Here is a 20,524-nt window from a genome sequence, read left to right as displayed (position 1 = left end):
GGCCGCCCCCCGGGTCGTCCCCTTGAAGAGGGGTCCTTGAAGGTCCCTCTCAGGTACTACGGGTCGCCCGGGAAACGGTCGGCTGCCTCTCGCGAAGGCTCAGCGGGCGCTGCCGGGGCGGATCACGCCGGATTCGTAGGCGAAGATTGCCGCCTGGGTGCGGTCGCGTAGGCCCAGCTTTATCAGGATCCGGCCGACATGGGTCTTCACGGTCTGCTCGGCGACGACCAGCCGCTCGGCGATCTCCGCGTTCGTCAGGCCCTGGGCGATCAGCGCCAGCACCTCCGTCTCCCGCTCGGTGAGGTCGCCGACGCGCTGCTTCAGCGGGGAGCGCGGGCTGCCGTTCAGCCGGGCGAACTCGGCGATGAGACGGCGGGTGACACCGGGGGCGAGCAGGGCGTCGCCCGCGGCCACCACCCGTACCGCCTCGGCCAGTTGCTCCGCGGAGGCGTCCTTCAGCAGGAAGCCCGAGGCGCCGGCCCGGAGCGCGTCGTACACGTACTCGTCCAGGTCGAACGTCGTCAGCACCAGTACCTTGACGGCGGGTTGGTCGGCGGTGATGCGTTCGGTCGCCTCGATGCCGCCGAGTTCGGGCATCCGGATGTCCATCAGTACGACGTCCGGAGCCAGTTCGGCGGACTTCGCGATCGCGTCGCGGCCGTCCACCGCCTGCCCGATCACCTCGATGTCCGGCTGGGTGTTGAGCAGCACCGTGAAGCCCTGCCGGACCATCTGCTGGTCGTCGGCGATGAGGACCCGGATGGTGCCGACGCCGCTCGTCACGCTGCTCGTCAAGCCGCTCGTCATGGGGTTCCGTCTCCTGTCGGGGGGTGGCCGGCCACGGGGGTGCCCGCGCGGGGCAGGAAGGCCGTCACCATGAAGCCGCCCTGCACGGTCGAGGTCGTGGTGACGTGTCCGCCCAGCATGGCCGCGCGCTCCCGGATGCCGAGCAGACCGTGGCCGCTGCCGGGGGACGGCAGGACGCGATACCGGGGGCGGCCGTTGATGATGCTCAGGAAGATACCGTCGGGCAGATGGTCGATCTCCACGCGGGCCCCGGCGCCCGGCGCGTGCCGCAGGACGTTGCTCAGCGCCTCCTGGATGATCCGGTACGCCGACAGCTCCACTCCGGGCGGATAGCTGCGCTCCTCCCCGACCACCAGCTTCTCCACGTGCAGACCGGCCGCCCTGGTGTTCTCCAGCAGCGCGTCCAGCCGGGCGAGGTTCGGCTGCGGGGCGTCGGGGGCGCTCGGGTCGTCCGGCTGCTCGGAACGCAGCACGCCCAGCACCCGGCGCAGCTCCGTCAGCGCCTCCAGGGCGTTGTTGCGGATGCCGGCCAGGTTCTCCTTCAGTTCCTCGGAGGGGTTCTCCACCAGGTGCGGGGCGACCTGGGCCTGGATGGAGATCACCGACATGTGGTGGGCGACCACGTCGTGCAGCTCGCGGGCGATCCGGCTGCGCTCCTCCAGGAGGGTGCGGCGGGCGCGCTCCTCCGCGGTGATCGTCGTCTGCTGGACCAGCTGGGTACGGACCTCGCTGCGGCTGCGCAGAACGGTGCCGACGAGGACGGCGACGGCGAAGAGAAGGACGGCGACGAAGCCCGTCCCTGAGGAGTGGCCCGTGTTCAGGCAGGTCTGGAGGACCCAGGTCAGCAGGGCGGTCGCGGCGAGCGCGCCGAGGGTGCCGCGGACACGGACGCGCAGGGCCAGGAGGAGGAACACGGCCATGTGCGCCTGGAGGGCGGGGGTGGCCCACGGCCATTCGGGGCCCTGGCCGGGAACCGACTCCAGATGGGATCGGGCGAGGAGGGCGGTGGCCACGGCGTCGGCCAGGGAGAGCACCCACGCGGGGACGGGGCGCCAGAGGGCCAGCACGACGGCGGCGGCCTGGAGCGAGGCGAGGAGGAAGGCGGTGGGGGCGGCGAGGCGGTAGGTGTCCGTGATCTCCGAGCCGCCGCCGAGGGCGAGGGCCAGCGCGATGTAGACGGTGACGAGGTAGGTGAGCAGGCGCACCCAGCGGTGGCGGGAGAAGGGGGGCGAGTGCGGGGAGGGGGACGCGCCGAGCCAGGCGCGCAGGGCTTGGCCACGGCTCGCGGGCCCTTCGGCGGGGGGCGCCGGGGTGGGCGAGGGCCCCGGGGTGGGGTCTTGGGGGGCCGCGGGCGTCACGTCGGTAACTCTAGGCATGGTGCGGGGACTTCGCGGGAGGGAGGTGCCGGTGCAGCACGCGTGACGTGCGGTTCCGGGGGCGCCGAGTCCCCTGTTCGTGGTGGCGGAAGGCCGCCCGGGCGAGGAGCAGGGCCAGCGCGAAGACGGGGAGCCAGGCCAGCCGCTGGGCCACCCAGGTCAGGGAGTCGGGCGAGGTGTGCAGGCCGGGGAGGCGGCCGGCCGGAAGGGCGGTGACGGTGGTGGCCATCATCGCCGTCTGGTGCCAGAGGTAGATCGTCATCGCGGAGAGGTTCACGAACACTGTCGCCGCCCAGGCGAGCGGGCGGGCCGTCGCCCGGCGGAGGCGGTCGCGCAGCAGCAGGGCCAGCCCGCACTGGGCGAGGCCGAAGGTGACGGCCGCCAGGGTCGGCGGGTCCAGGTTGGAGATCCTCGCGCCGGGGACGCCGACCATGGACGCCGGGTAGCCCGCGACGAGCACCAGGGCGGCCGTGGCCGTCGTACCGCCGAGGAGGAGGACCCAGGCCGAGCGGCGCGTGCTCAGCTCGCCCCGGGCCCAGGCCGCGCCCAGGGTGTACGGCACCAGCCAGCCCGCGGCCACGTTCACCCAGGCGAGCCAGGACGGGCCGAGGTGCAGGCCGAAGCGGAGGACGTCCACGTGCAGGACGACCGCGAGCGGCCAGAGGGGGTGGAGGCGGGCGACGAGCGGGGTGGCGGCCGTCAGCGCGGCGAAGACCAGAAGGAACCACAGCGGGGACAGCGCCAGTTTCAGCAGCGTGTGGATGGTGCCGAACGGAACGCCGGTGAGGAGCAGGATGGTGGCCGTCACCGTCCACAGGCACAGCAGGGCGGCCACCGGGCGCAGCAGCCGGGTCAGCCGGGCGCGCAGCCAGACGGCGTAGGTCTCGCCTCGCGTGCGGGCGGCTGCCAGGCCGCGGGTCGCGACATGGCCGCCGACCAGGAAGAACACGGCCAGGGTCTGGAAGAGCCAGGAGACCGGGGCCAGCCGGGGCAGGTGCTGGAGGGGGCTGGCGGTGTGCAGGCCGCCGTCCGTCGCGACCAGGGCCGTCACCAGCCAGTGGCCCAGGACCACGCCGAGGATCGCGAGGGCGCGCAGGGCGTCGATCGCCCGGTCGCGGCCGGCGGGGGTGGCCCTGTCGACGCGCTCGGCTCCCTCGCGGATCGCGCGCAGGACGCGGAACGGGCGCGGGGTGGTGAGCGGTGGGCGGGTGGCGCCGGTCGGCCGGTCAGGCATGGGTGACCTCCGCGGTCTCGCCGAGGGTGATCCGGGCCAGGTTGGCGAGGGCGGTCGAGCCCGGGGTGAAGTAGCCGCTGTGGCCGGCGTCGGCCGCGTCGAAGACCCGGGCGCCGAAGGCGCGGGAGACCGGGTCGGTGCCGAAGCCGACGGTGGTGCCGAGGAGGCGGGCGCGGCGGTGCGGGACGTGTGCCACCCAGTCGTCGCTGCCGCGGGCCGCCCAGATCCGGGCGTTGGTGTGCAGGGCGGACACCGAGTCCGCGCCGGTGCCGGGGCTGCCGATCAGAGCGATGTCGTCGGCGTCCACGCCGGGGGCGGCCCGGCCGCAGACCACCGAGCCGTAGGAGTGGCAGAGGAGGGAGACGCGGGTGCGGGGCGGGGTGAGGGTGCGCAGTCGGCGGACGAAGGAGCGGAGGCGGGGGGCGGCTTCGTCGGCGCGGGTGGTGGTGGTGACGGTGGAGCTGACGGTGCCCGGGGTGCGGTAGCCGAGCCAGGCGATGACGGCGGCGCGGTGGCCGGGAGTGGCCGGGGTGGCCGTCAGTTGCCGGTAGAGGGACGCGGCCGCCGTGTGGAAGCGGGCGTAGGTGTCGAGGGAGGTGTCCGAGCCGGGGACCAGGATCGCGACGCGGTCGGCGTGGAGGAGGTCGCCGAGGGCCTCGGTGGCCTGTCCGGGGCCGCGGCCGTCGAAGCTGAGGAGGTGGCGGGTGGGGGAGGCCAGGGAGGCGTCGGCGGCCGCGCGGTGTTCGTCGCCGTCGGCGGCGGCCATACGGGCGGCCTCGGTGGCGTTGGCCCGGTTGGCGTCGTAGGTGGCGGCGAGGGTGGTGGGGGTGAGTGGGGGGAGGTGTGCGGGGGTGGGGGACGGGATCGGGGGGAGCGCGGCGGCGGAGAGGGGGATGGCTATGGCGGCGGTGAGGAGTGTGGCGAGGAGGGGGCGGTGCCAGGGGTGGCGGCGGGGATGGGGGTGGGCAGCTTTCGTCGTCAAATGTGAGTGGCCCCCGTGGGGCGAACCCACCGTCGGCGGCTGCGGGTTCGCCGTGTCCGGGCGCAGGTCACCGTCGGCGCATGCGAGCGACGTCCGCGACTGCGGGCGCAGGTTGCCCTCGGGATGAGCTGTCGGCGGCTGGAGTGTGCGCGGGTCGCCCATGGGTGGCTTCCTTTCGGGACGCCCGGCCATCGGGCTGCTCCAGGAAGGAAGTTAGAAATCGGGAACCCTCGTCGGCGTCACGCCAGGGAGCTGTCCTGCGGGGTAGCTCTCAGGTACTACGGGTATCCCCCGGGTACCGCCCTACGGGTCACACCCGGCACCCTCAAGCCCCCTCAGCCCCACCCAACCCCACCGCTCACCACGCCAGTTGAGCGATCTCCTCCGCCACCACCGCACACGCGTCCGCCGCCGGGTCGATCAGCGGGAAGTGGCCCACGTCCTCCAGCAGCGTCAGGCCCGCCATCTCCCCCGCCCTCGCGCCGGCATCGACGTACGACTCCGCCACCGCCTGCGGCACCACCAGGTCCGTACGGCCCTGCACCAGCGTCGTCGCGATGCCGGTCGGGAGGAGGAGGGCGGGGTCGGCATAGGGGCGGCGGGCCGCGAAGTGGGCGGTACCGCCGAGGAGTTGCAGCGACGCATTGCCGCAGACGTCCAGCTTCTCGGCCACCTCGAAGTCGGCGATCGGGGCCAGGGCCACCACCCCGCGCAGCGGTGCCGGGCGGTCCGTGCGCCACGGGGAGTCCGCGGGAAGCACATGCCGGGCCGCCGCCCACAGGGCCAGATGGCCGCCCGCGGAGTGGCCGGTCAGCACCGTGCGGCGGACGTCGGCCTGCGGGAGCGCCGCGCGGACCAGGTCCGGCAGGGCGTCCAGAGCCGCCGCGACATCGTCGAAGGTGTCGGGCCAGCGGCCGGCGGGCGGGGTGGCGTCGCCCGCGTTCGGGGAGTTGCCCGTGTTCTGTCCCGGGATCGGGGAGTCGCCGCCGCGCCGGTACTCGACGTTGGCCACCGCGAAGCCCCGGCGGGCCAGGTAGTCCGCGAAGGGGGTGATGTGGCGGCGGTCGTAGCGGGCGCGCCAGGCGCCGCCGTGCAGGACCACCACCAGCGGCGCGGGCGCGGCCGCAGCGGTGCGCGGGGCGTAGAAGTCGATCACCTGGTCGGGGTGTGTGCCGTACGCGACGGTGACGTCGGGATCGACCGGGGCGTGCGAGAAGGCCGACTCCTCCTCGGCGGCGGCGCGGGCTGCTGCTGCGTCGTCCGGCATGCTCCAACCTCTCAGCGATGGAACGTCGATGGAACGCCGACAGAACGTCGACGACCCGTCGGTGACACGTCGTCAGGGTGTGGCGGTCGCGTGGCGGCTGTGCACCGTTGGCGGGACCGTATCAGGCCGGTGACGTGCGCGGACATGGGGATGTCACGCTCGGTGAGGGCAAAACGGTTCTGTGGGCCACCGGGCGCCCGCGGGCTGCCCGGCCCGGTGGCCCACAGCGGTCCTACTCCGGCTGCCGGACCAGTTCCTCGGCCAGCACCCTGGCCGCCCGTTCCACGTCCGCGAAGCCCACGTACAGGGGCGTGAAGCCGAAGCGGAGCACGTCGGGATGGCGGAAGTCGCCCACCACGCCCCGGGCGATCAGGCGCCGCATCACCTCACCGGCGTCCGCGCAGCGCAGGGCCACCTGGCTGCCCCGCTGCCCGTGCGGCACCGGCGTCAGGTTCTCCACCCGTCCGGGTTCCGTGTACGCGGACACGCACCGCAGGAAGAAGTCCGTCAGGGCGAGGGACTTGGCGCGGACCGCGGTGACGGAGACGCCCTCCCAGACGTCCAGGGCCGCCTCCAGGGCCAGCATGGAGAGGATGTCCGGGGTGCCGACCCGGCCGCGCAGCGCGCCCGGGGCCGGGGCGTAGGACGGGTCCATGCCAAAGGGGTCGGCGTGCGAGTTCCAGCCGGGCAGCGGGGAGTCGAAGCGGGGCTGGAGCTCCTGGCGGACGTAGAGGTACGCCGGTGAACCCGGGCCGCCGTTCAGGTACTTGTAGGTGCAGCCGACCGCCAGGTCGACCCCGTGCTCGTCCAGGCCCACCGGCAGCGCGCCCGCGCTGTGGCACAGGTCCCACACGGCGAGGGCGCCCGCGGCGTGCACGGCCGCCGTCAGGGACGGCAGATCGTGGAGCCGGCCGGTGCGGTAGTCGACGTGGTTGAGCAGGACCGCTGCGGTACGGCCGGTCAGCGCGTCCGGCACCTCGGCCGGGGTCACCGGGCGCAGGGTGCGGCCGGTCAGCCGGGCGGCGGACTCGGCGATGTAGCCGTCCGTGGGGAAGGTCGTCGCGTCGACCAGGATCTCGGTACGGTCCTCGCCCGCCATGCGGACCGCCGCCACCAGGGCCTTGAAGACGTTGACGCTGGTCGAGTCGCCGACCACGATCTGGCCCGGGGCCGCGCCGACCAGCGGGGCGATCCGGTCGCCGATCCGCTCCGGCGCCGTCCACCAGCCGCTCTCCTCCCAGGAGCGGATGCGCAGCTCGCCCCACTGGCGGCGGACGACGTCCGCGACCCGGTCGGGGACGTGCGCCGGGAGCGCGCCCAGCGAGTTGCCGTCCAGATAGACGCCCTCGTCGAGGTGGAAGCGGGACCGCAGCGGGGCCAGTTCGTCCGCCGCGTCCAGCTTCTCCGCCTGCATCGCCAGCTCAGACATGGGACCTCGCCGTCCACAGCTCGGGGAACACGTTCTTGCGGGCGCGCTTCTCCAGCCAGGCCACGCCGGCCGAGCCGCCGGTGCCGGGCTTGGCGCCCATCGCGCGGCGGGTGGCGACCAGGTGGTCGTTGCGCCAGCGCCACACCAGCTCGGCGACGTCGGTCAACGCCTCGCCGAGCCGGGCGAGTTCGGCGTTCTGGTCGCCCGAGTAGACGGCGGCCCAGGCCTGTTCGACCGCGTCGGAGGGCTCGTAGCGCCGGGAGACGTCACGGTGCAGCAGGCTGTCGGGGATGGCGTGGCCGCGGCGCGCGAGGAGCCGTACGACCTCGTCGTACAGGCTGGGCTCGTGCAGCGCCTTCTCCAGCTCGGCGTGGACGCGCGGGGCGCCGCGGTGCGGTACGAGCATGGAGGCGGACTTCTCGCCGAGCAGGAACTCCATGCGGCGGTACATCGCCGACTGGAAGCCGGAGCCCTCGCCGAGGGCGCTGCGGTACGAGTTGAACTGCGCCGGGGTGAGCTGGCCGAGCGGCGTCCAGGAGGCGTTCAGGGCCTCCAGCTCGCGGACGGAGCGCTTCAGCGCGGCGATCGCGGTCGGTACGTCGTCCGAGCGCAGGGCGTTCGCCGCGGTCTCCCACTCGTGCACGATGACGGTGAACCACAGCTCCATGACCTGGGTCGTCACCAGGAAGACCATCTCTCCGGGATCGTCGGAGAGGGTGTGCTGGAGGTGGGTGAGCACGTCCGCCTTGACGTAGTCCTCGTACGGCGTCGTACCGGCGAAGTCGAGATGCGGGGTCTCGGGCTCGGCCTCGGGAAGGGGGTGAGCCTGTTGGGACATCGCTGTCTCCTGTTGTTACTCCGGGTAGCGGTCCGCCCCTGCCGATTCCGGCACGGGGGCCCCGGTCCCCACCCGGAATCCTCCGCAATCGGCACGGATACGGCAAGGCCCGTCTGCTGCCAGACGGGCCACACCTGTCCCTCCCGTAGGGGATGCCGGGGTCAGCCCAGGGTCTGGGCCGCCGTCGGCGAGGAGTCCTTCAGGAACTGCGTGCAGCGCTCGTACTCCTCCTGCTCGCCGATGGACTGGGCGGCGCGGGCGAGGGCGTGCAGGGCGCGCAGGAAGCCGCGGTTCGGCTCGTGCTCCCAGGGGACCGGGCCGTGGCCCTTCCAGCCGTTGCGGCGCAGCGCGTCGAGGCCGCGGTGGTAGCCGGTACGGGCGTAGGCGTACGACTCCACGACCGCGCCGCGCTCGAACGCCTCGTCGGCCAGCTGGGCCCAGGCGAGCGAGGAGGTGGGGTACTTCGCGGCGACGTCCGCGGACGGGGTGCCCTGGGCGAGGAGGTCGCGGGGCTCCGGCTCCTCGGGGAGGTGGGTGGGGGGCGGGCCGCCGAGCAGGTTCTCGTGAATCGTCATGGGGTCCAGTCTGGCGTACGGCGGTGGACACGGGCGGGGCTGCTGCCCCGTAAGGGGCGCGGGGAACTGCGCGACCGGCCCACCACCCGGCCGCACCTACCCACGACCCTCACCCCGTCCCTGCCCCTGCCCCTCCTCCTCGCCCGCGCCCTCGGCGTCCTCCCCGCCCTCGCCCTCCAGCGGCGGAGCCGTCACACAGCTGTGGACCCTGCATTCCGGGTGGTGGCAGTCCGGAGGGAGGCGGCGGATCAGGGTGAAGGACAGGGCCGAGCCCAGCAGCAGCACCGCCGCGCAGATCAGCATCGCCCGGTCGAAGGCCGCGTCGAACGCCGTCGCCGACCGGTACGCCTCCGGGCCCATCCCGGACAGCAGGGGCAGGGCGGCGACGGCCACCAGGCCTGCCGCCCGGGCCGCCGCGTTGTTGATACCGCTGGCCAGGCCCGCCCGGGCGGTGTCGACGGAGGCGAGGACCGTGGCGGTGAGGGGGGCGACGAGGGTGACCATGCCGGCGGCCATGACCAGCAGGGCGGGCAGCACGTCGGTGGCGTACCGCGCGTCCGGGCCCACGCGCAGCATCAGCGGCATCGCGGCGGCGCACAGCAGCGGGCCGACGGTCAGCGGCAGCCGCGGGCCGATGCGGTCGGCCAGGGCCCCCGAGCGGGCGGAGAACAGCAGCATCACGACCGTGATGGGCAGCAGCGCCGTACCGGCGGCCAGCGGGGAGTAGCCCGACACCACCTGGAGCTGGAGGGCGACGAGGAAGAAGAAGCCGCCGAAGGCCGCGTACACGCACAGGGTGACCAGGTTGACCGCCGTGAACTGCCGGGAGGCGAAGATGGCCGGCGGCACCATGGGATCGGGCCGGTGCCTCTCGACGTGGACGAAGGCCACCGCGGCGGCCAGGCCCGCTGCCGCGCTCAGCAGCACCACCAGGGAGCCGCTCCGGGCCTCGATCAGGGCGTAGGTCAGCAGGGCCAGCGCGAGGGCGCCGAGGACGGCACCGAGCACGTCGAAGCGGCCCCGGGCGTTCTCGTCGGCGGACTCGGGGACGTGCCGTACGGCGACCGGGACGCACAGCAGCGCCAGCGGCACGTTCAGCAGGAACACCCACCGCCAGCCGGGCCCGGCCACCAGCCAGCCGCCCAGGAAGGGGCCCACGGCCGCGCCGATCCCGCCGAAGCCGGACCACAGGCCGACCGCCCGGCCCCGGTCGTCGGGGTGGAAGGAGGCCTGGATGAGGGCGAGGGAGCCGGGGGTGAGGAGGGCGCCGCCGACGCCTTGCAGCGCGCGGGCCGCGATCAGCACCCCGGAGGTCGGGGACAGGCCGCACAGCAGCGATGCGGCCGCGAACCACACGACCCCGAGGACGAAGATCCTGCGCCGGCCGTAGCGGTCGCCGAGGGAGCCACCGAGCAGGATCAGCCCGGCCAGCGTGACCATGTACGCGTTGACGGTCCACTGGAGGGCGGCGAGGTCGGCGCCCAGGTCGCGGCCGATGCTCGGGAGCGCCACGTTGACGACGGTCGAGTCCAGCAGGGCCATGCTGGAACCCAGGACCGTGGTCAGCAGGATCCACTTGCCCTGGGGGGAGGCCAGCCGGACGTTCGGCACTCTCCAGGTATACAGCGGGCCCGGCGCCGATGACCGGCTGCCGGGCCCGCTGGGAACGCCGTACGGCGGTTACTTGATCTTGTTGCCCGCCGAGCGCAGGTTCTGCGTGGCCTCGACGACGCGCGCGGCCATGCCCGCCTCGGCCAGCTTGCCCCAGGTGCGCGGGTCGTAGGTCTTCTTGTTGCCGACCTCGCCGTCGACCTTCAGGACGCCGTCGTAGTTGCGGAACATGTGGTCGGCGACCGGACGGGTGAAGGCGTACTGGGTGTCCGTGTCGATGTTCATCTTCACGACGCCGTTCTCCAGCGCGGTGAGGATCTCCTGCTCGGTGGAGCCGGAGCCGCCGTGGAAGACGAAGTCGAAGGGGGCGTCCTTGCCGAAGCGAGCGGCGACGCCCTCGTTCAGCTCCTTCAGCAGCTCGGGGCGGAGCACGACGTTGCCCGGCTTGTACACGCCGTGGACGTTGCCGAAGGAGGCGGCCAGCAGGTAGCGGCCCTTCTCGCCGAGGCCCAGGGCCTCCGCGGTGCGGATCGCGTCGTCGACCGTGGTGTACAGGGAGTCGTTGATCTCGTGCGAGACGCCGTCCTCCTCGCCACCGGTCGGGGTGATCTCCACCTCGAGGATGATCTTGGCGGCGCGGGCGCGCTCCAGCAGCTCCTGGGCGATGGAGAGGTTGTCGGCGAGGGTCTCCGCCGAGCCGTCCCACATGTGCGACTGGAAGAGCGGGTTCCGGCCGGCCTTCACGCGCTCCTCGGAGATCGCGAGGAGCGGGCGGACGTACCCGTCGAGCTTGTCCTTCGGGCAGTGGTCGGTGTGCAGGGCGATGTTGACCGGGTACTTCTCGGCGACGATGTGCGCGAACTCGGCGAGCGCGACCGCGCCGGTCACCATGTCCTTGCTGTACTGGCCGCCCAGGAACTCGGCGCCACCCGTGGAGATCTGGACGATGCCGTCGCTCTCGGCCTCCGCGAAGCCGCGCAGGGCGGCGTGCAGGGTCTGGGTCGAGGTGACGTTGATGGCCGGGTAGGCGAACTTGCCTGCCTTCGCCCGGTCGAGCATCTCGTTGTAGACCTCGGGGGTTGCGATGGGCATCTGTCCGCTCCTTGTGTTGCGGGTTGGCTTTGCTGCGTTACGGCCCTGACCTAGACCTTGGGGGTGACGTCATCGTCGTCCCCATCTTTCCAGACCGGGCTGGTGGCCCCTGTCCGGCGGTCGGCCCGGACAAGTCCAGGTCATACCGCCGGGTCAGTCCAGACCCAGTTCATCCTTCGAGAAGGCGAACCGGTACGGAACACCCGCGCCGGCCTCGATCTTCTCGGCGGCGCCGGTCGCCCGGTCCACGATCGTGGCGACGGCGACGACCTCGGCACCGGCCTCGCGTACGGCCTCGACGGCGGTGAGCGGGGAGCCGCCGGTGGTGGAGGTGTCCTCGACCACCAGCACCCGGCGGCCGGCGATCTCCGGGCCCTCCACGCGACGCTGGAGACCGTGCGCCTTCGCCGCCTTGCGGACGACGAACGCGTCGAGCTTCTTCCCGCGCGCGGCGGCGGCGTGCAGCATGGCCGCCGCGACCGGGTCGGCGCCCATGGTGAGCCCGCCCACCGCGTCGAACTCCAGGTCCGCGGTGAGATCGAGGAGCACCTGCCCGACCAGCGGGGCGGCCTCGCCGTCGAGGGTGATGCGGCGCAGGTCGACGTAGTAGTCGGCCTCCAGACCCGAGGAGAGGGTCACCTTGCCGTGCACCACGGCCTTGTCCTTGATCTGCTGCAACAGCGCGCCACGTACATCCGTCATGCCGACCAGCTTAGATGCGGCGCCAGCTCCAGGTGGTGCTGGCCTCCAGCGGCTCCAGCGGCGTGACCAGGCGCGGCAGGGTGTTGAGCCCGTTGGGCGGGCCGGTCTGCGGCTCCACGCACACCGCCTCGGCCTGCTCGTCGTAGACGACCACCCATTCCTCCCTGCTGGCCACCTTCAGCTCCAGCCGGCCGGGCCAGGTGAGGGTGACGTCGACGCCGCCGGGCATGCCGAAGCAGTCGTCCCAGGGGCCGGGCTCGGGATCGATCCGGTTGCCGGTGGGCAGGTGGTCGGCGCCGCGCTCCTCCTGCCAGGCGGGCTCGAAGCCGAGGGAGACGTCCGCGCCGTCGAGGGTGCGGTTGAACCAGGGGTGCCAGCCGATCTGCGCCGGGAAGGAGTCCTCGTACGCCTCCACGGACATCGTCAGCGTCAGGCTGTCCTCGGCGAGCGTGACGACCTGGGTGACGCGGCCGGGGTGCGGCCAGGGGTCGGCCAGTTCGCAGGTGATCACCACCTCGTCGGCGGTGACGCGGGCGGTGCGCCAGGCGCCGTCGCGGGCCGTGCCGTGGATGGCGTGCGGCGGGGAGTTGAGCGGCATCTGGCGGACCGTGGCGCCGTCCAGGAAGCGGCCGTCACGGATCCGGCCGCACCAGGGCACCATCGGGAAGCAGCCGTAGCGGGGCCCCTGGCGGAGCAGTTCGAGGGAGCCGACCTTGAGTCCGCTGATCCGGCCGCCGTTGGTGTGGCTGACGCGTACCTCCGCGTCGCCTGCTGTCAGCGTGATGTCTTCGTCACTCACGGGACGACCCTACTGGGGCGGCCCGGACCGTCGTCGCGTTCAGTGGCGTTTGCGCAGGGCCCGGCCGACGACGATCGCCGAGGCCAGGGCCAGTGCCGCCGCGGGGGCCGCCCAGCGCAGGGCCGGGTTGCCCGCGACGGTCTGGGGGGCCGGTACGGGGGCGTAGCGGCCGCGGGGCGGGGCGTGGTCGACCTCCTCGGCGCTGCGGCCGATCATGGTGCGGCGGGCGTGCGCGGCCTCGGCGGGGGGCTCACCGGAGTCGGCGAACACACCGGAGAGACGGTCCTCCAGCTCCGCCTCGTCCACCTCCCCGTCATCCACCCCGTCCTCCTCGTCCTCCCCGTCCCCCTCGTCCCCCTGGCCTTCCTGCCCCGCCTCGAACGCGTCGTCGGCATCGGCCTCCGCGGCCAGGGCGGGCGGGGGAATCTCGGCGTCGAAGACGGAGAGGTGGTCGTCAGCGGGGTCGAACGAGGCCTCGGCGTCGACGGCCGGAACCTCCGCTTCCGGAGCGTCGGCGCCCGACGTGTCGCTGGTCGGAGTGTCCGGGGCCTCGGACAGGGCGTGCAGGAAGCGGGTCAGGAGGCGGGTGGTCGCCGAGGTCACCGCTTCCTGGGGGAGTTCCGTGAGGCGGCCGGTCACGGTTGCCGTGCCGGAGGCGGTGACCGTGGTGCCGCCGTCGGTGTCGGCCAGGCGCAGGGTGACGGCGAGTTCGACCGAGCCGGTGCCGCGGGCTTCGCCGGCCTCGGCCTCGACGCGGTAGGTGCCGTCCGGCCGGGCGGCGATCCGGGCCGCGCCCCGATAGGTGACGGAGTGGCCGCCGACGCGCAGCTTCAGCCGGCCGGTGAGGGGCGTGGCACCGGGGTCCTGCTGGAAGCCGGGGACGGCCCGGGCGACCCTGGCGGGGTCGGCGAGGGCGGCCCTGAGCCGCTCGGCCGGAACCGGGGTGAAGACCTGGTGCTCCATGGTCGGTGAGCCTACCCAGTCATGGCCGGATCTCACCCTGCCGTGCTGGCCGGGCCGCTCCGGACCCGGCTCAGTACCGCGGATGCACCAGCGTCGACGCGGGCAGGTCCGGGATCCTCGTGCGCTGCGCCGCCTCCCCGTCCGCGGTCAGGGAGGGCTGGGTGAGGGTCCGGGGACGCGGGCTCCCCGGGTCCAGCCGCAGCGGCGGTGGCGTGGGTCCGGGGGCGGCCAGGAGGTACCCCCAGTCGTGCGGGGCGCGGGAGGTGGCGGCCGAGCGGTCGGGGCCGGACGGGAACCCGGAGTCGTGGCCGAGGACCCGGTAGGGGGAGACGGAGAAGCCGGCCGCGCGGAGGGTCGCGGCGACCGTCCAGAAGACCCGGGGGCGGGTGGTGACCGAGCCCGCGTGGACGACGAGCCGGCCGCCGGGCGCGAGGACGCGGCGGGCCAGGCCGTAGAACTCCTGCGAGTACAGCTTGGTGCTGGCGGTGATCCCGGGATCGGGCAGATCGGCGATCACGACGTCGTACGACGCGGCCCGCGCCCCCCGCAGCCAGCCGAGGGCGTCGGCCGGGCCGGCGTGCACGCGCGGGTCGGCGTAGGCGTGGCCGTTGGCGGCGGACAGGCCGGGGTCGTGGCGGGCCAGCCGGATCAGGGCGGGGTCGAGGTCGACGATGTCGACGCGGCGCACCCCGCGGTGGCGCAGCGCCTCACGGGCGGCCAGGCCGTCACCGCCGCCGAGGATCAGCACGCGCGCGTGCGGGCCGCCGGAGAGCGCGGGATGGACCAGGGCCTCGTGGTAGCAGGGCTCGTCGCCGCCGCCGACCCGCAGCCGGCCGTCGAGGAAGAGGTCGAGCGGCCTGCCGTGGGTGCCGCCGGTCAACACCACCTCCTGGACGCCGGTCTGCACGGCCACCCGGACGTCCTCGCCGTACACCGCGTGCCGGGCGGCCCGTTCGAAGTCACCGGCGAGGGCGGCGGCGGTGGCGAGGACGCCGAGCACGGTGAGGCCGGCGACGAACAGGGTGCAGCGGGCCCGGCGGGTGAGGTCGCGGCGGAACAGGCCGAGCACCAGGGCGCCGCCCGCCACCACGTTGACCGTGCCGGTGAGCAGGGCGCCGGTCAACTGGCCGAAGAAGGGCAGCAGGAGGAAGGGAAAGGCGAGCCCGCCGACGAGGGCGCCCACGTAGTCCGCGGCGAACAGGTCGGCCACCGCGCCCCCGGCGTCCTGCCGGCGGATCCGCTGGATCAGCTCCATCAGCAGCGGGACCTCGGCGCCGATCAGCAGACCGATGGCGAGCGAGAAGGCGACCAGCAGCCAGCGCGGGCCCTCGGCCCACAGCCCGCCCCAGCCGCCGGTCCAGGCGAACACGGCGTACAGCGCCATCGCGCTGCACCCGCCGACCAGCGCCAGGGCCGACTCGACCGCGCCGAAACCGGCGGCCGCGTGCCAGCGCAGCCGTTTGGCGCCGAGGGAGCCGATACCCATGGCGAACACCATCACGGACAGCACGACGGAGGCCTGGGTGACCGAGTCGCCGATCAAGTACGAGGCGAACGCGACGAGTTCCAGCTCGTACACGAGTCCGCAGGCCGCGCAGACGAAGACGCACACGAGGACCAGGAACCGCCCGGTACCGGGCCGGACGGGCAGCCGGGCGGCGGCTGTCCAGGACGGCGGGCAGCCCGGGGGTGCAGGGGCGTGCGGTTCGATCACTCTGCGACGTTACGTCACATACGCGGCACGCTTTGTCACCCACACGTGTGGATCTGGGGGCAGTTGACGCCCCAAAGGTTTATGGCGCAAGGACTCGCTCAGGCCGGTCCTCATGGTCCGGCTTCCCCGCCGACCCCCGGACGCCCACGCGGGTGCGGGTCGCCACCAACTGGCCGTCCTGCGGGTAGGCGTGCCAGGTGCGCCAGTGCACCTGACCCTCGTACCGCTGGGCCAGCATCGCCGTGAAGGCGTGCGGGCTGCCGGGGAAGACCCCGGCGAGGCCGTGCGGATGGTCGGAGACGAGGGCCAGCAACTCCTGGGCGCGGCCGGCGAACGAGCCGGGCGTGAGCACCTCGACGCGGGCCGCGAACTCGTACTCCCAGTCGCCGACGCGCTTGGCGACACCCAGGGGCAGCGGGGTGCTGGAGCCGGGGATGCAGGCGACCGTCTCCGAGCAACTGCCCCGCTCCTCGTCCAGGAGCACCTGGTGGGAGGCGCCGAGCAGTCTCAACTGGAGTCTCGCGCCGGTGAGTTCGAGATCGAGGGTGGCGAGCGCGGGCAACGGCTCGCGCCCCAGGGCCCAGGCGAGGTCGGCGGCGCGCGTATCGGTGTAGGAGGTGTTCAGGGTCGTGAGCATGGATCGGCTCCGCTAACACGCGATGAGGGGGAGTTCGGCCATGTCAGCCCAGTCGGCCCGGCCGGGGTCAGGAGTCTGTGGGACGTCCGGGGGGCTGCGTTGGCGATTTAGAGGGAATCATGAACAGTGCAGCCCCCACAGCGTTTTTACCCAACTTCGTTGGGTTTCCATCCCTCAGAGGGCTCCCCAGCTCAACTGTTCAACCACGGCGTGCGCCGGGCGCGCGAACATCCGGGCCGGGCGCCCGCCGGATTCCCTCCCTCCGGCGAGCGCCGGCGGCGGCCGAAACCATCCCCTGCGGAAGCCGTCCCCCGCCGAAACCGCCCCCTGTCGACGCCGCCCTCTCCCGGGCGGTCCGCCGTCCCTCCGTCAGCTGCCGCCACCGCACGACGAACCGCCACCGCACGACGAACCGCCGCCGCACGAGGAGTGGCCGCCGCACGAGTGACCCCCGCCGCAGGAGTGGTGGCCGCCGCCGTGGTGACCGCCGCTGTGACCGCTGTGACCACCGGACGAACCCGAGTCACCGCTCCCGGCCCACCAGCTGCCACCGCTGTCGTATCCGTCCGAGGACCTCGAGGACCCCGAGGACCACCCTCCGGACGACCGCCGGGACCGCGAGCCCCCCAGCCCCTTGCCCCGCCTCGCCCTCTTCGCCGCCGACCCCAGGATCTGCGCGCACAGGACCACGACCACCGCCACGACGACGATCACGATGTCGCCCATGGGCGTCACCTTCTTTCTCTTCCCCCGAGTTTCCGGTTCCCCCCGGACGGCCCCGACGGGGCCCCGGTGCACGGGGGATGCCCGTCCGCCCGACCCGCCAAAGCGGAGTTGAGGAACTCCAGAGCTTGGGCGCAGGATGGCCCGCATGACCTCCACCGCGCGCCCCTACCTGAACCGTCGGCTCGCCGCGTTCGGGACGACGATCTTCGCCGAGATGTCCGCGCTCGCGCAGGCCACCGGGGCGATCAACCTGGGCCAGGGCTTCCCGGACACCGACGGACCGGAGGAGGTCCGGGAGGCCGCCGTACGGGCGCTGCGGGAGGGCCGCGGGAACCAGTACCCGCCGGGGCCCGGCATCCCGGAGCTGCGTACCGCGATCGCCGCGCACCAGCTGCGCCGGTACGGGCTGTCGTACGACCCGGACCGCGAGGTGCTGGTCACGGCGGGCGCCACGGAGGCCATCGCGGCCGCGCTGCTGGCACTGGTCGAGCCGGGTGACGAGGTCGTCGCCCTGGAGCCGTACTACGACTCCTACGCGGCGAGCATCGCGCTGGCGGGCGGCACCCGGGTGCCGGTCACCCTGCGCCCGCACGAGGGGGCGTTCCGGCTGGACCTGGACGAGCTGCGGTCCGCCGTCACCGACCGCACCCGGCTGCTGCTGATCAACACCCCGCACAACCCGACCGGCACGGTCCTCACCCGGGCGGAGCTGGCCGCGATCGCCGGGCTGGCGGTGGAGCGGGAGCTGCTGGTGGTGACGGACGAGGTGTACGAGCACCTGGTCTTCGACGGCGCCGAGCACCTGCCGCTCGCCGCGTTCCCGGGGATGCGGGAGCGGACGGTGACCATCGGCTCGGCCGGGAAGACGTTCTCCTTCACCGGCTGGAAGGTCGGCTGGGTGACGGCCGCGCCCGAGCTGGTCGCCGCGGTCCGTTCGGTCAAGCAGTTCCTGACGTACGTCTCCGCCGGGCCCTTCCAGTACGCGGTGGCCGAGGCGCTCGCGCTGCCCGACTCCTACTTCGCGGAGTTCCGCCGGTCCATGCAGGCCCGCCGGGACATCCTCGCGGAGGGGCTGACGGCGGCGGGCTTCGAGGTCTTCCGGCCGGCCGGCACGTACTTCATCACCACCGACGTCCGCCCGCTCGGCGAGAAGGACGGCTTCGCCTTCTGCCGCGCGCTGCCGGAGCGGGCCGGGGTGGTGGCCATCCCCAACGCGGTCTTCTACGACGACCGGGAGGCGGGGGCGCCGTTCGTGCGGTTCGCGTTCTGCAAGCGGGAGGAAGTCCTCCGGGAAGCGGCCGGGCGGCTGCGCGCCATGTGAGCCCCCGGAGCCGCTGCGCTGGAATAGCCGCGGACCGGCCCCTGTTGCCGCGGACATGACCACGAATGCGCCGCGGCCCGAGGTGCTGCGATACACCGCCTTCTCCAGCGACCCCGGAGGCGGAAACCCCGCCGGCGTCGTTCTGGATGCCACCGGCCTGGACGACAGCGACATGCTGGCCATCGCCGGCGACCTGGGGTACTCGGAGTCCGCGTTCCTGACCGCGCCCCCGGAGAGCCTCGGCGGCCAGGAGGGGCGGGCGTACAGCATCCGCTACTTCAGCCCCAAGGCCGAGGTGCCGTTCTGCGGGCACGCCACGGTAGCGACCGCCGTCGCGCTCGCCGAGCGGACAGGCCCGGGGAAGCTGGTCTTCGCGACGCGCGCCGGCACTGTGCCGGTGGAGGTGACCGAGGAGGGCGGGACGGTCAGGGCCACGCTCACCAGTGTCGTGCCGCACATCGAGGAGATCGCCGACGCCGACCTCGCGGAGGCGCTCGCTGCGCTGGACTGGCCGGCCGCCGATCTCGACCCGGCCTTCCCGCCCCGGATCGCGTTCGCCGGCGCCCGCCATCTCGTTCTCGCGGCGGCGACGCGCGAGCGCCTCGCCCGTCTCGCGTACGACTTCGCGCGCCTCGAAGCCCTGATGCACCGCCTGGACCTGACCACGGTCCAGTTGGTGTGGCGGGAGTCGGCCACCGTCTTTCACGTCCGTGACCCGTTCCCCGTCGGCGGCGTCGTCGAGGACCCGGCAACCGGCGCCGCGGCCGCCGCGTTCGGCGCGTACGCCCGTGAGCTCGGCCTGGTTCCCGAGGACGCCGTCCTCACCCTGTACCAGGGCGAGGACCTGGGCCGCCCCGGCGAGCTCACGGTGACGCTGCACGCGGGTGACCCGCGCGTCCGAGTCAGCGGCGCGGGGACGCGCATCGGCTGAAGGCCGCTCTGCGGTCGACGTCGTCACGGGACCCCCTCCCCTTCCGGCTGGGGCGCTCCCGGACCCGCTGCCGTACGCGACACAGGTGAACCCGGGGGCCGCTCGGCCCCCGCCTGCTCGCGTCGGCGGGCCGGGCCTTGCATGGTGCGGAGATGTGAGTCATGCCAGCACCCTCCTCGCCCCGCCCGTCGCGGCGCCCGGTGAGCGCACCCGGTCCTTCCCCGTCCGCGCGAGCGGAGTCGCCGTGGGGCTGTTCCTCGGGGTGCGGCTGACCGGCGTGGCCCTGGTCGCGCTCGTCGCGCATGCCGCCGGCCGGCATCCGCTCGCGCTGCTCGGCCGGTCCTGGGACTCGGTCTGGTACGTCGGGATCGCCGCGCACGGCTACGGCCACGACCTGCCCTCGCACGACCCGGGTCTCCACAGCGACCTGGCCTTCTTCCCGCTGTACCCGGCGCTGGTGCGGGCGCTGACCGCGCTGCTGCCGGTCAGCGGGGGCGGCGCCGGGCTGCTGGTGTCCTGGGCCGCGGCCGCCGTCGCCGCCGCCGGGATCCATCTGGTCGGCACCCTGCTGTACGGGCGGTCGGCGGGGCTGGCGCTGGTCCTGCTGTGGGGGCTGCTGCCGCACTCGGTGGTGCTGTCGATGGCGTACACCGAACCGGTGCTGACCGCGCTCGCCGCCTGGGCCCTGTACGCGCTGCTGACCGGTCGCTGGGTGTGGGCGGGGGCGCTGGCGGCGCTCGCGGGGCTGGCCCGGCCGAACGGGGTCGCGGTCGCCGCCGCCGTCCTGGCCACGGCCAGCTGCACGGTGTGGCGGCGGCGCGGCCGGGTTTCCCACAGGCTGTGGACGGGCGCGGCGCTCGCCCCGCTGGGCTGGACGGCGTACGTCCTGTGGGTCGGCCGGTGCCGGCACGATCTGCTGGGCGGCTATTTCGACGTGCAGCGGCGCTGGGGGTCGCAGTTCGACTTCGCGCACGGCGCGCTGCTGGTCGTCCGGCGCATGCTGCTGCACGGCAGCCGGTTCACCGCCCCGGTGGTGCTGCTGATCGTGGCCGGGAGCGTGCTGCTGTACGCGCTGCTGCTGCTGGAACGCGTGCCGCTGCCGCTGCTGGTCTACAGCGGGGTGCTGCTGCTGATCGCGCTCGGCGGCTCGGGCTTCTTCGAGTCCAAGCCACGGTTCCTGCTGCCCGCGTTCCCCCTGCTGCTGCCACTCGCCGGAGCGCTCGCCCGCACGGCGCGAGCCCGGCCCTGGCACGCGACCGTGGTGATCGCGGCCCTGGCCGGGCTCGGCTATGCCTACGGCGCGTACCTGCTGGTGTACGCGCGGGTGCCGCTGTGAGGCATGGGCGGGGCCGTCCTGCTCGCCGTCGCGCCGGAGGACCGGGCCTCCTCGAGTCCGAGCCGCCGTTCCTGCCGCCGCGCCACTCGCCGGAGCGCTCGCCCGCACGGCGCGAGCCCGGCCCTGGCACGCGACCGTGGTGATCGCGGCCCTGGCCGGGCTCGGCTATGCCTACGGTGCGTAC

General features: G+C 73.8%; 18 protein-coding genes. 3 read left to right on the top strand and 15 right to left on the bottom strand.

Annotated features, from left to right (window positions below; genetic code table 11):
- Positions 1-99 precede the first annotated feature (99 nt).
- The 15 genes from ACZ5CZ_RS28275 to ACZ5CZ_RS28205 all read right to left on the bottom strand — a co-directional run bounded on the left by ACZ5CZ_RS28275 (position 100) and on the right by ACZ5CZ_RS28205 (position 16,026).
- Positions 100-807 carry a response regulator gene (locus ACZ5CZ_RS28275; RefSeq protein WP_385841791.1) on the bottom strand — a complete coding sequence of 236 codons (708 nt, stop codon included), beginning with the start codon at positions 805-807 and terminating at the stop codon, positions 100-102.
- Entirely contained in the window at positions 804-2,183 is a 1,380-nt protein-coding gene (locus tag ACZ5CZ_RS28270) for a sensor histidine kinase (protein ID WP_385841790.1), read from the bottom strand. Before ACZ5CZ_RS28270 ends, ACZ5CZ_RS28275 begins: the two co-directional genes overlap by 4 nt.
- Positions 2,176-3,417: an acyltransferase family protein gene (locus ACZ5CZ_RS28265; RefSeq protein WP_468947097.1), complete on the bottom strand. Its 1,242-nt coding sequence runs from the start codon at positions 3,415-3,417 to the stop codon at positions 2,176-2,178. The genes ACZ5CZ_RS28270 and ACZ5CZ_RS28265 overlap by 8 nt, the downstream gene beginning before the upstream one ends.
- A complete protein-coding gene (locus ACZ5CZ_RS28260) occupies positions 3,410-4,561 on the bottom strand; it encodes an alpha/beta hydrolase (protein WP_468947095.1) in 1,152 nt (383 codons plus the stop codon). Before ACZ5CZ_RS28260 ends, ACZ5CZ_RS28265 begins: the two co-directional genes overlap by 8 nt.
- Positions 4,562-4,757: 196 nt before the next feature.
- Positions 4,758-5,666, bottom strand: a complete 909-nt coding sequence (locus ACZ5CZ_RS28255; protein ID WP_468947094.1) for an alpha/beta hydrolase family protein — start codon at positions 5,664-5,666, stop codon at positions 4,758-4,760.
- A gap of 232 nt (positions 5,667-5,898) precedes the next feature.
- Complete coding sequence (kynU, locus tag ACZ5CZ_RS28250) at positions 5,899-7,095, bottom strand: kynureninase (protein ID WP_468947092.1); 1,197 nt, start codon at positions 7,093-7,095, stop codon at positions 5,899-5,901.
- Positions 7,088-7,933 carry a tryptophan 2,3-dioxygenase family protein gene (locus tag ACZ5CZ_RS28245; RefSeq protein WP_385841785.1) on the bottom strand — a complete coding sequence of 282 codons (846 nt, stop codon included), beginning with the start codon at positions 7,931-7,933 and terminating at the stop codon, positions 7,088-7,090. Before ACZ5CZ_RS28245 ends, kynU begins: the two co-directional genes overlap by 8 nt.
- 161 nt (positions 7,934-8,094) lie before the next feature.
- On the bottom strand, positions 8,095-8,508 hold the full coding sequence (locus ACZ5CZ_RS28240; protein WP_385841784.1) for a DUF3151 domain-containing protein: 414 nt from the start codon (positions 8,506-8,508) through the stop codon (positions 8,095-8,097).
- 96 nt (positions 8,509-8,604) lie between these two features.
- Positions 8,605-10,119, bottom strand: coding sequence for an MFS transporter (locus tag ACZ5CZ_RS28235; RefSeq protein WP_468947090.1), 1,515 nt, complete (start codon positions 10,117-10,119; stop codon positions 8,605-8,607).
- A 69-nt stretch (positions 10,120-10,188) separates the two neighbouring features.
- Positions 10,189-11,211, bottom strand: coding sequence for a class II fructose-bisphosphate aldolase (fbaA, locus tag ACZ5CZ_RS28230; RefSeq protein WP_385841782.1), 1,023 nt, complete (start codon positions 11,209-11,211; stop codon positions 10,189-10,191).
- A gap of 153 nt (positions 11,212-11,364) precedes the next feature.
- Positions 11,365-11,913 carry an orotate phosphoribosyltransferase gene (gene pyrE, locus ACZ5CZ_RS28225; RefSeq protein WP_031172616.1) on the bottom strand — a complete coding sequence of 183 codons (549 nt, stop codon included), beginning with the start codon at positions 11,911-11,913 and terminating at the stop codon, positions 11,365-11,367.
- A gap of 10 nt (positions 11,914-11,923) precedes the next feature.
- Positions 11,924-12,712, bottom strand: coding sequence for an aldose epimerase family protein (locus ACZ5CZ_RS28220; protein WP_468947087.1), 789 nt, complete (start codon positions 12,710-12,712; stop codon positions 11,924-11,926).
- 39 nt (positions 12,713-12,751) lie between these two features.
- Complete coding sequence (locus tag ACZ5CZ_RS28215) at positions 12,752-13,675, bottom strand: SRPBCC domain-containing protein (protein ID WP_468947085.1); 924 nt, start codon at positions 13,673-13,675, stop codon at positions 12,752-12,754.
- 70 nt (positions 13,676-13,745) lie between these two features.
- Complete coding sequence (locus ACZ5CZ_RS28210) at positions 13,746-15,389, bottom strand: polyamine aminopropyltransferase (RefSeq protein WP_468947083.1); 1,644 nt, start codon at positions 15,387-15,389, stop codon at positions 13,746-13,748.
- 79 nt (positions 15,390-15,468) lie between these two features.
- Positions 15,469-16,026: a DUF2617 family protein gene (locus tag ACZ5CZ_RS28205; RefSeq protein ID WP_468947081.1), complete on the bottom strand. Its 558-nt coding sequence runs from the start codon at positions 16,024-16,026 to the stop codon at positions 15,469-15,471.
- A gap of 862 nt (positions 16,027-16,888) precedes the next feature.
- Between ACZ5CZ_RS28205 and ACZ5CZ_RS28200 the strand changes: the two genes are divergently transcribed.
- From ACZ5CZ_RS28200 to ACZ5CZ_RS28190, 3 genes are all read left to right on the top strand, one after another.
- Positions 16,889-18,073, top strand: coding sequence for a pyridoxal phosphate-dependent aminotransferase (locus ACZ5CZ_RS28200; protein WP_468947079.1), 1,185 nt, complete (start codon positions 16,889-16,891; stop codon positions 18,071-18,073).
- A 55-nt stretch (positions 18,074-18,128) separates the two neighbouring features.
- Complete coding sequence (locus tag ACZ5CZ_RS28195) at positions 18,129-19,004, top strand: PhzF family phenazine biosynthesis protein (RefSeq protein ID WP_468947077.1); 876 nt, start codon at positions 18,129-18,131, stop codon at positions 19,002-19,004.
- A gap of 154 nt (positions 19,005-19,158) precedes the next feature.
- Positions 19,159-20,340: a mannosyltransferase family protein gene (locus ACZ5CZ_RS28190; RefSeq protein WP_468947075.1), complete on the top strand. Its 1,182-nt coding sequence runs from the start codon at positions 19,159-19,161 to the stop codon at positions 20,338-20,340.
- Positions 20,341-20,524 lie beyond the last annotated feature (184 nt).

This window comes from Streptomyces sp. NPDC031418 (assembly GCF_055581605.1).
This window is presented reverse-complemented; position numbering and strand designations above follow the sequence as displayed.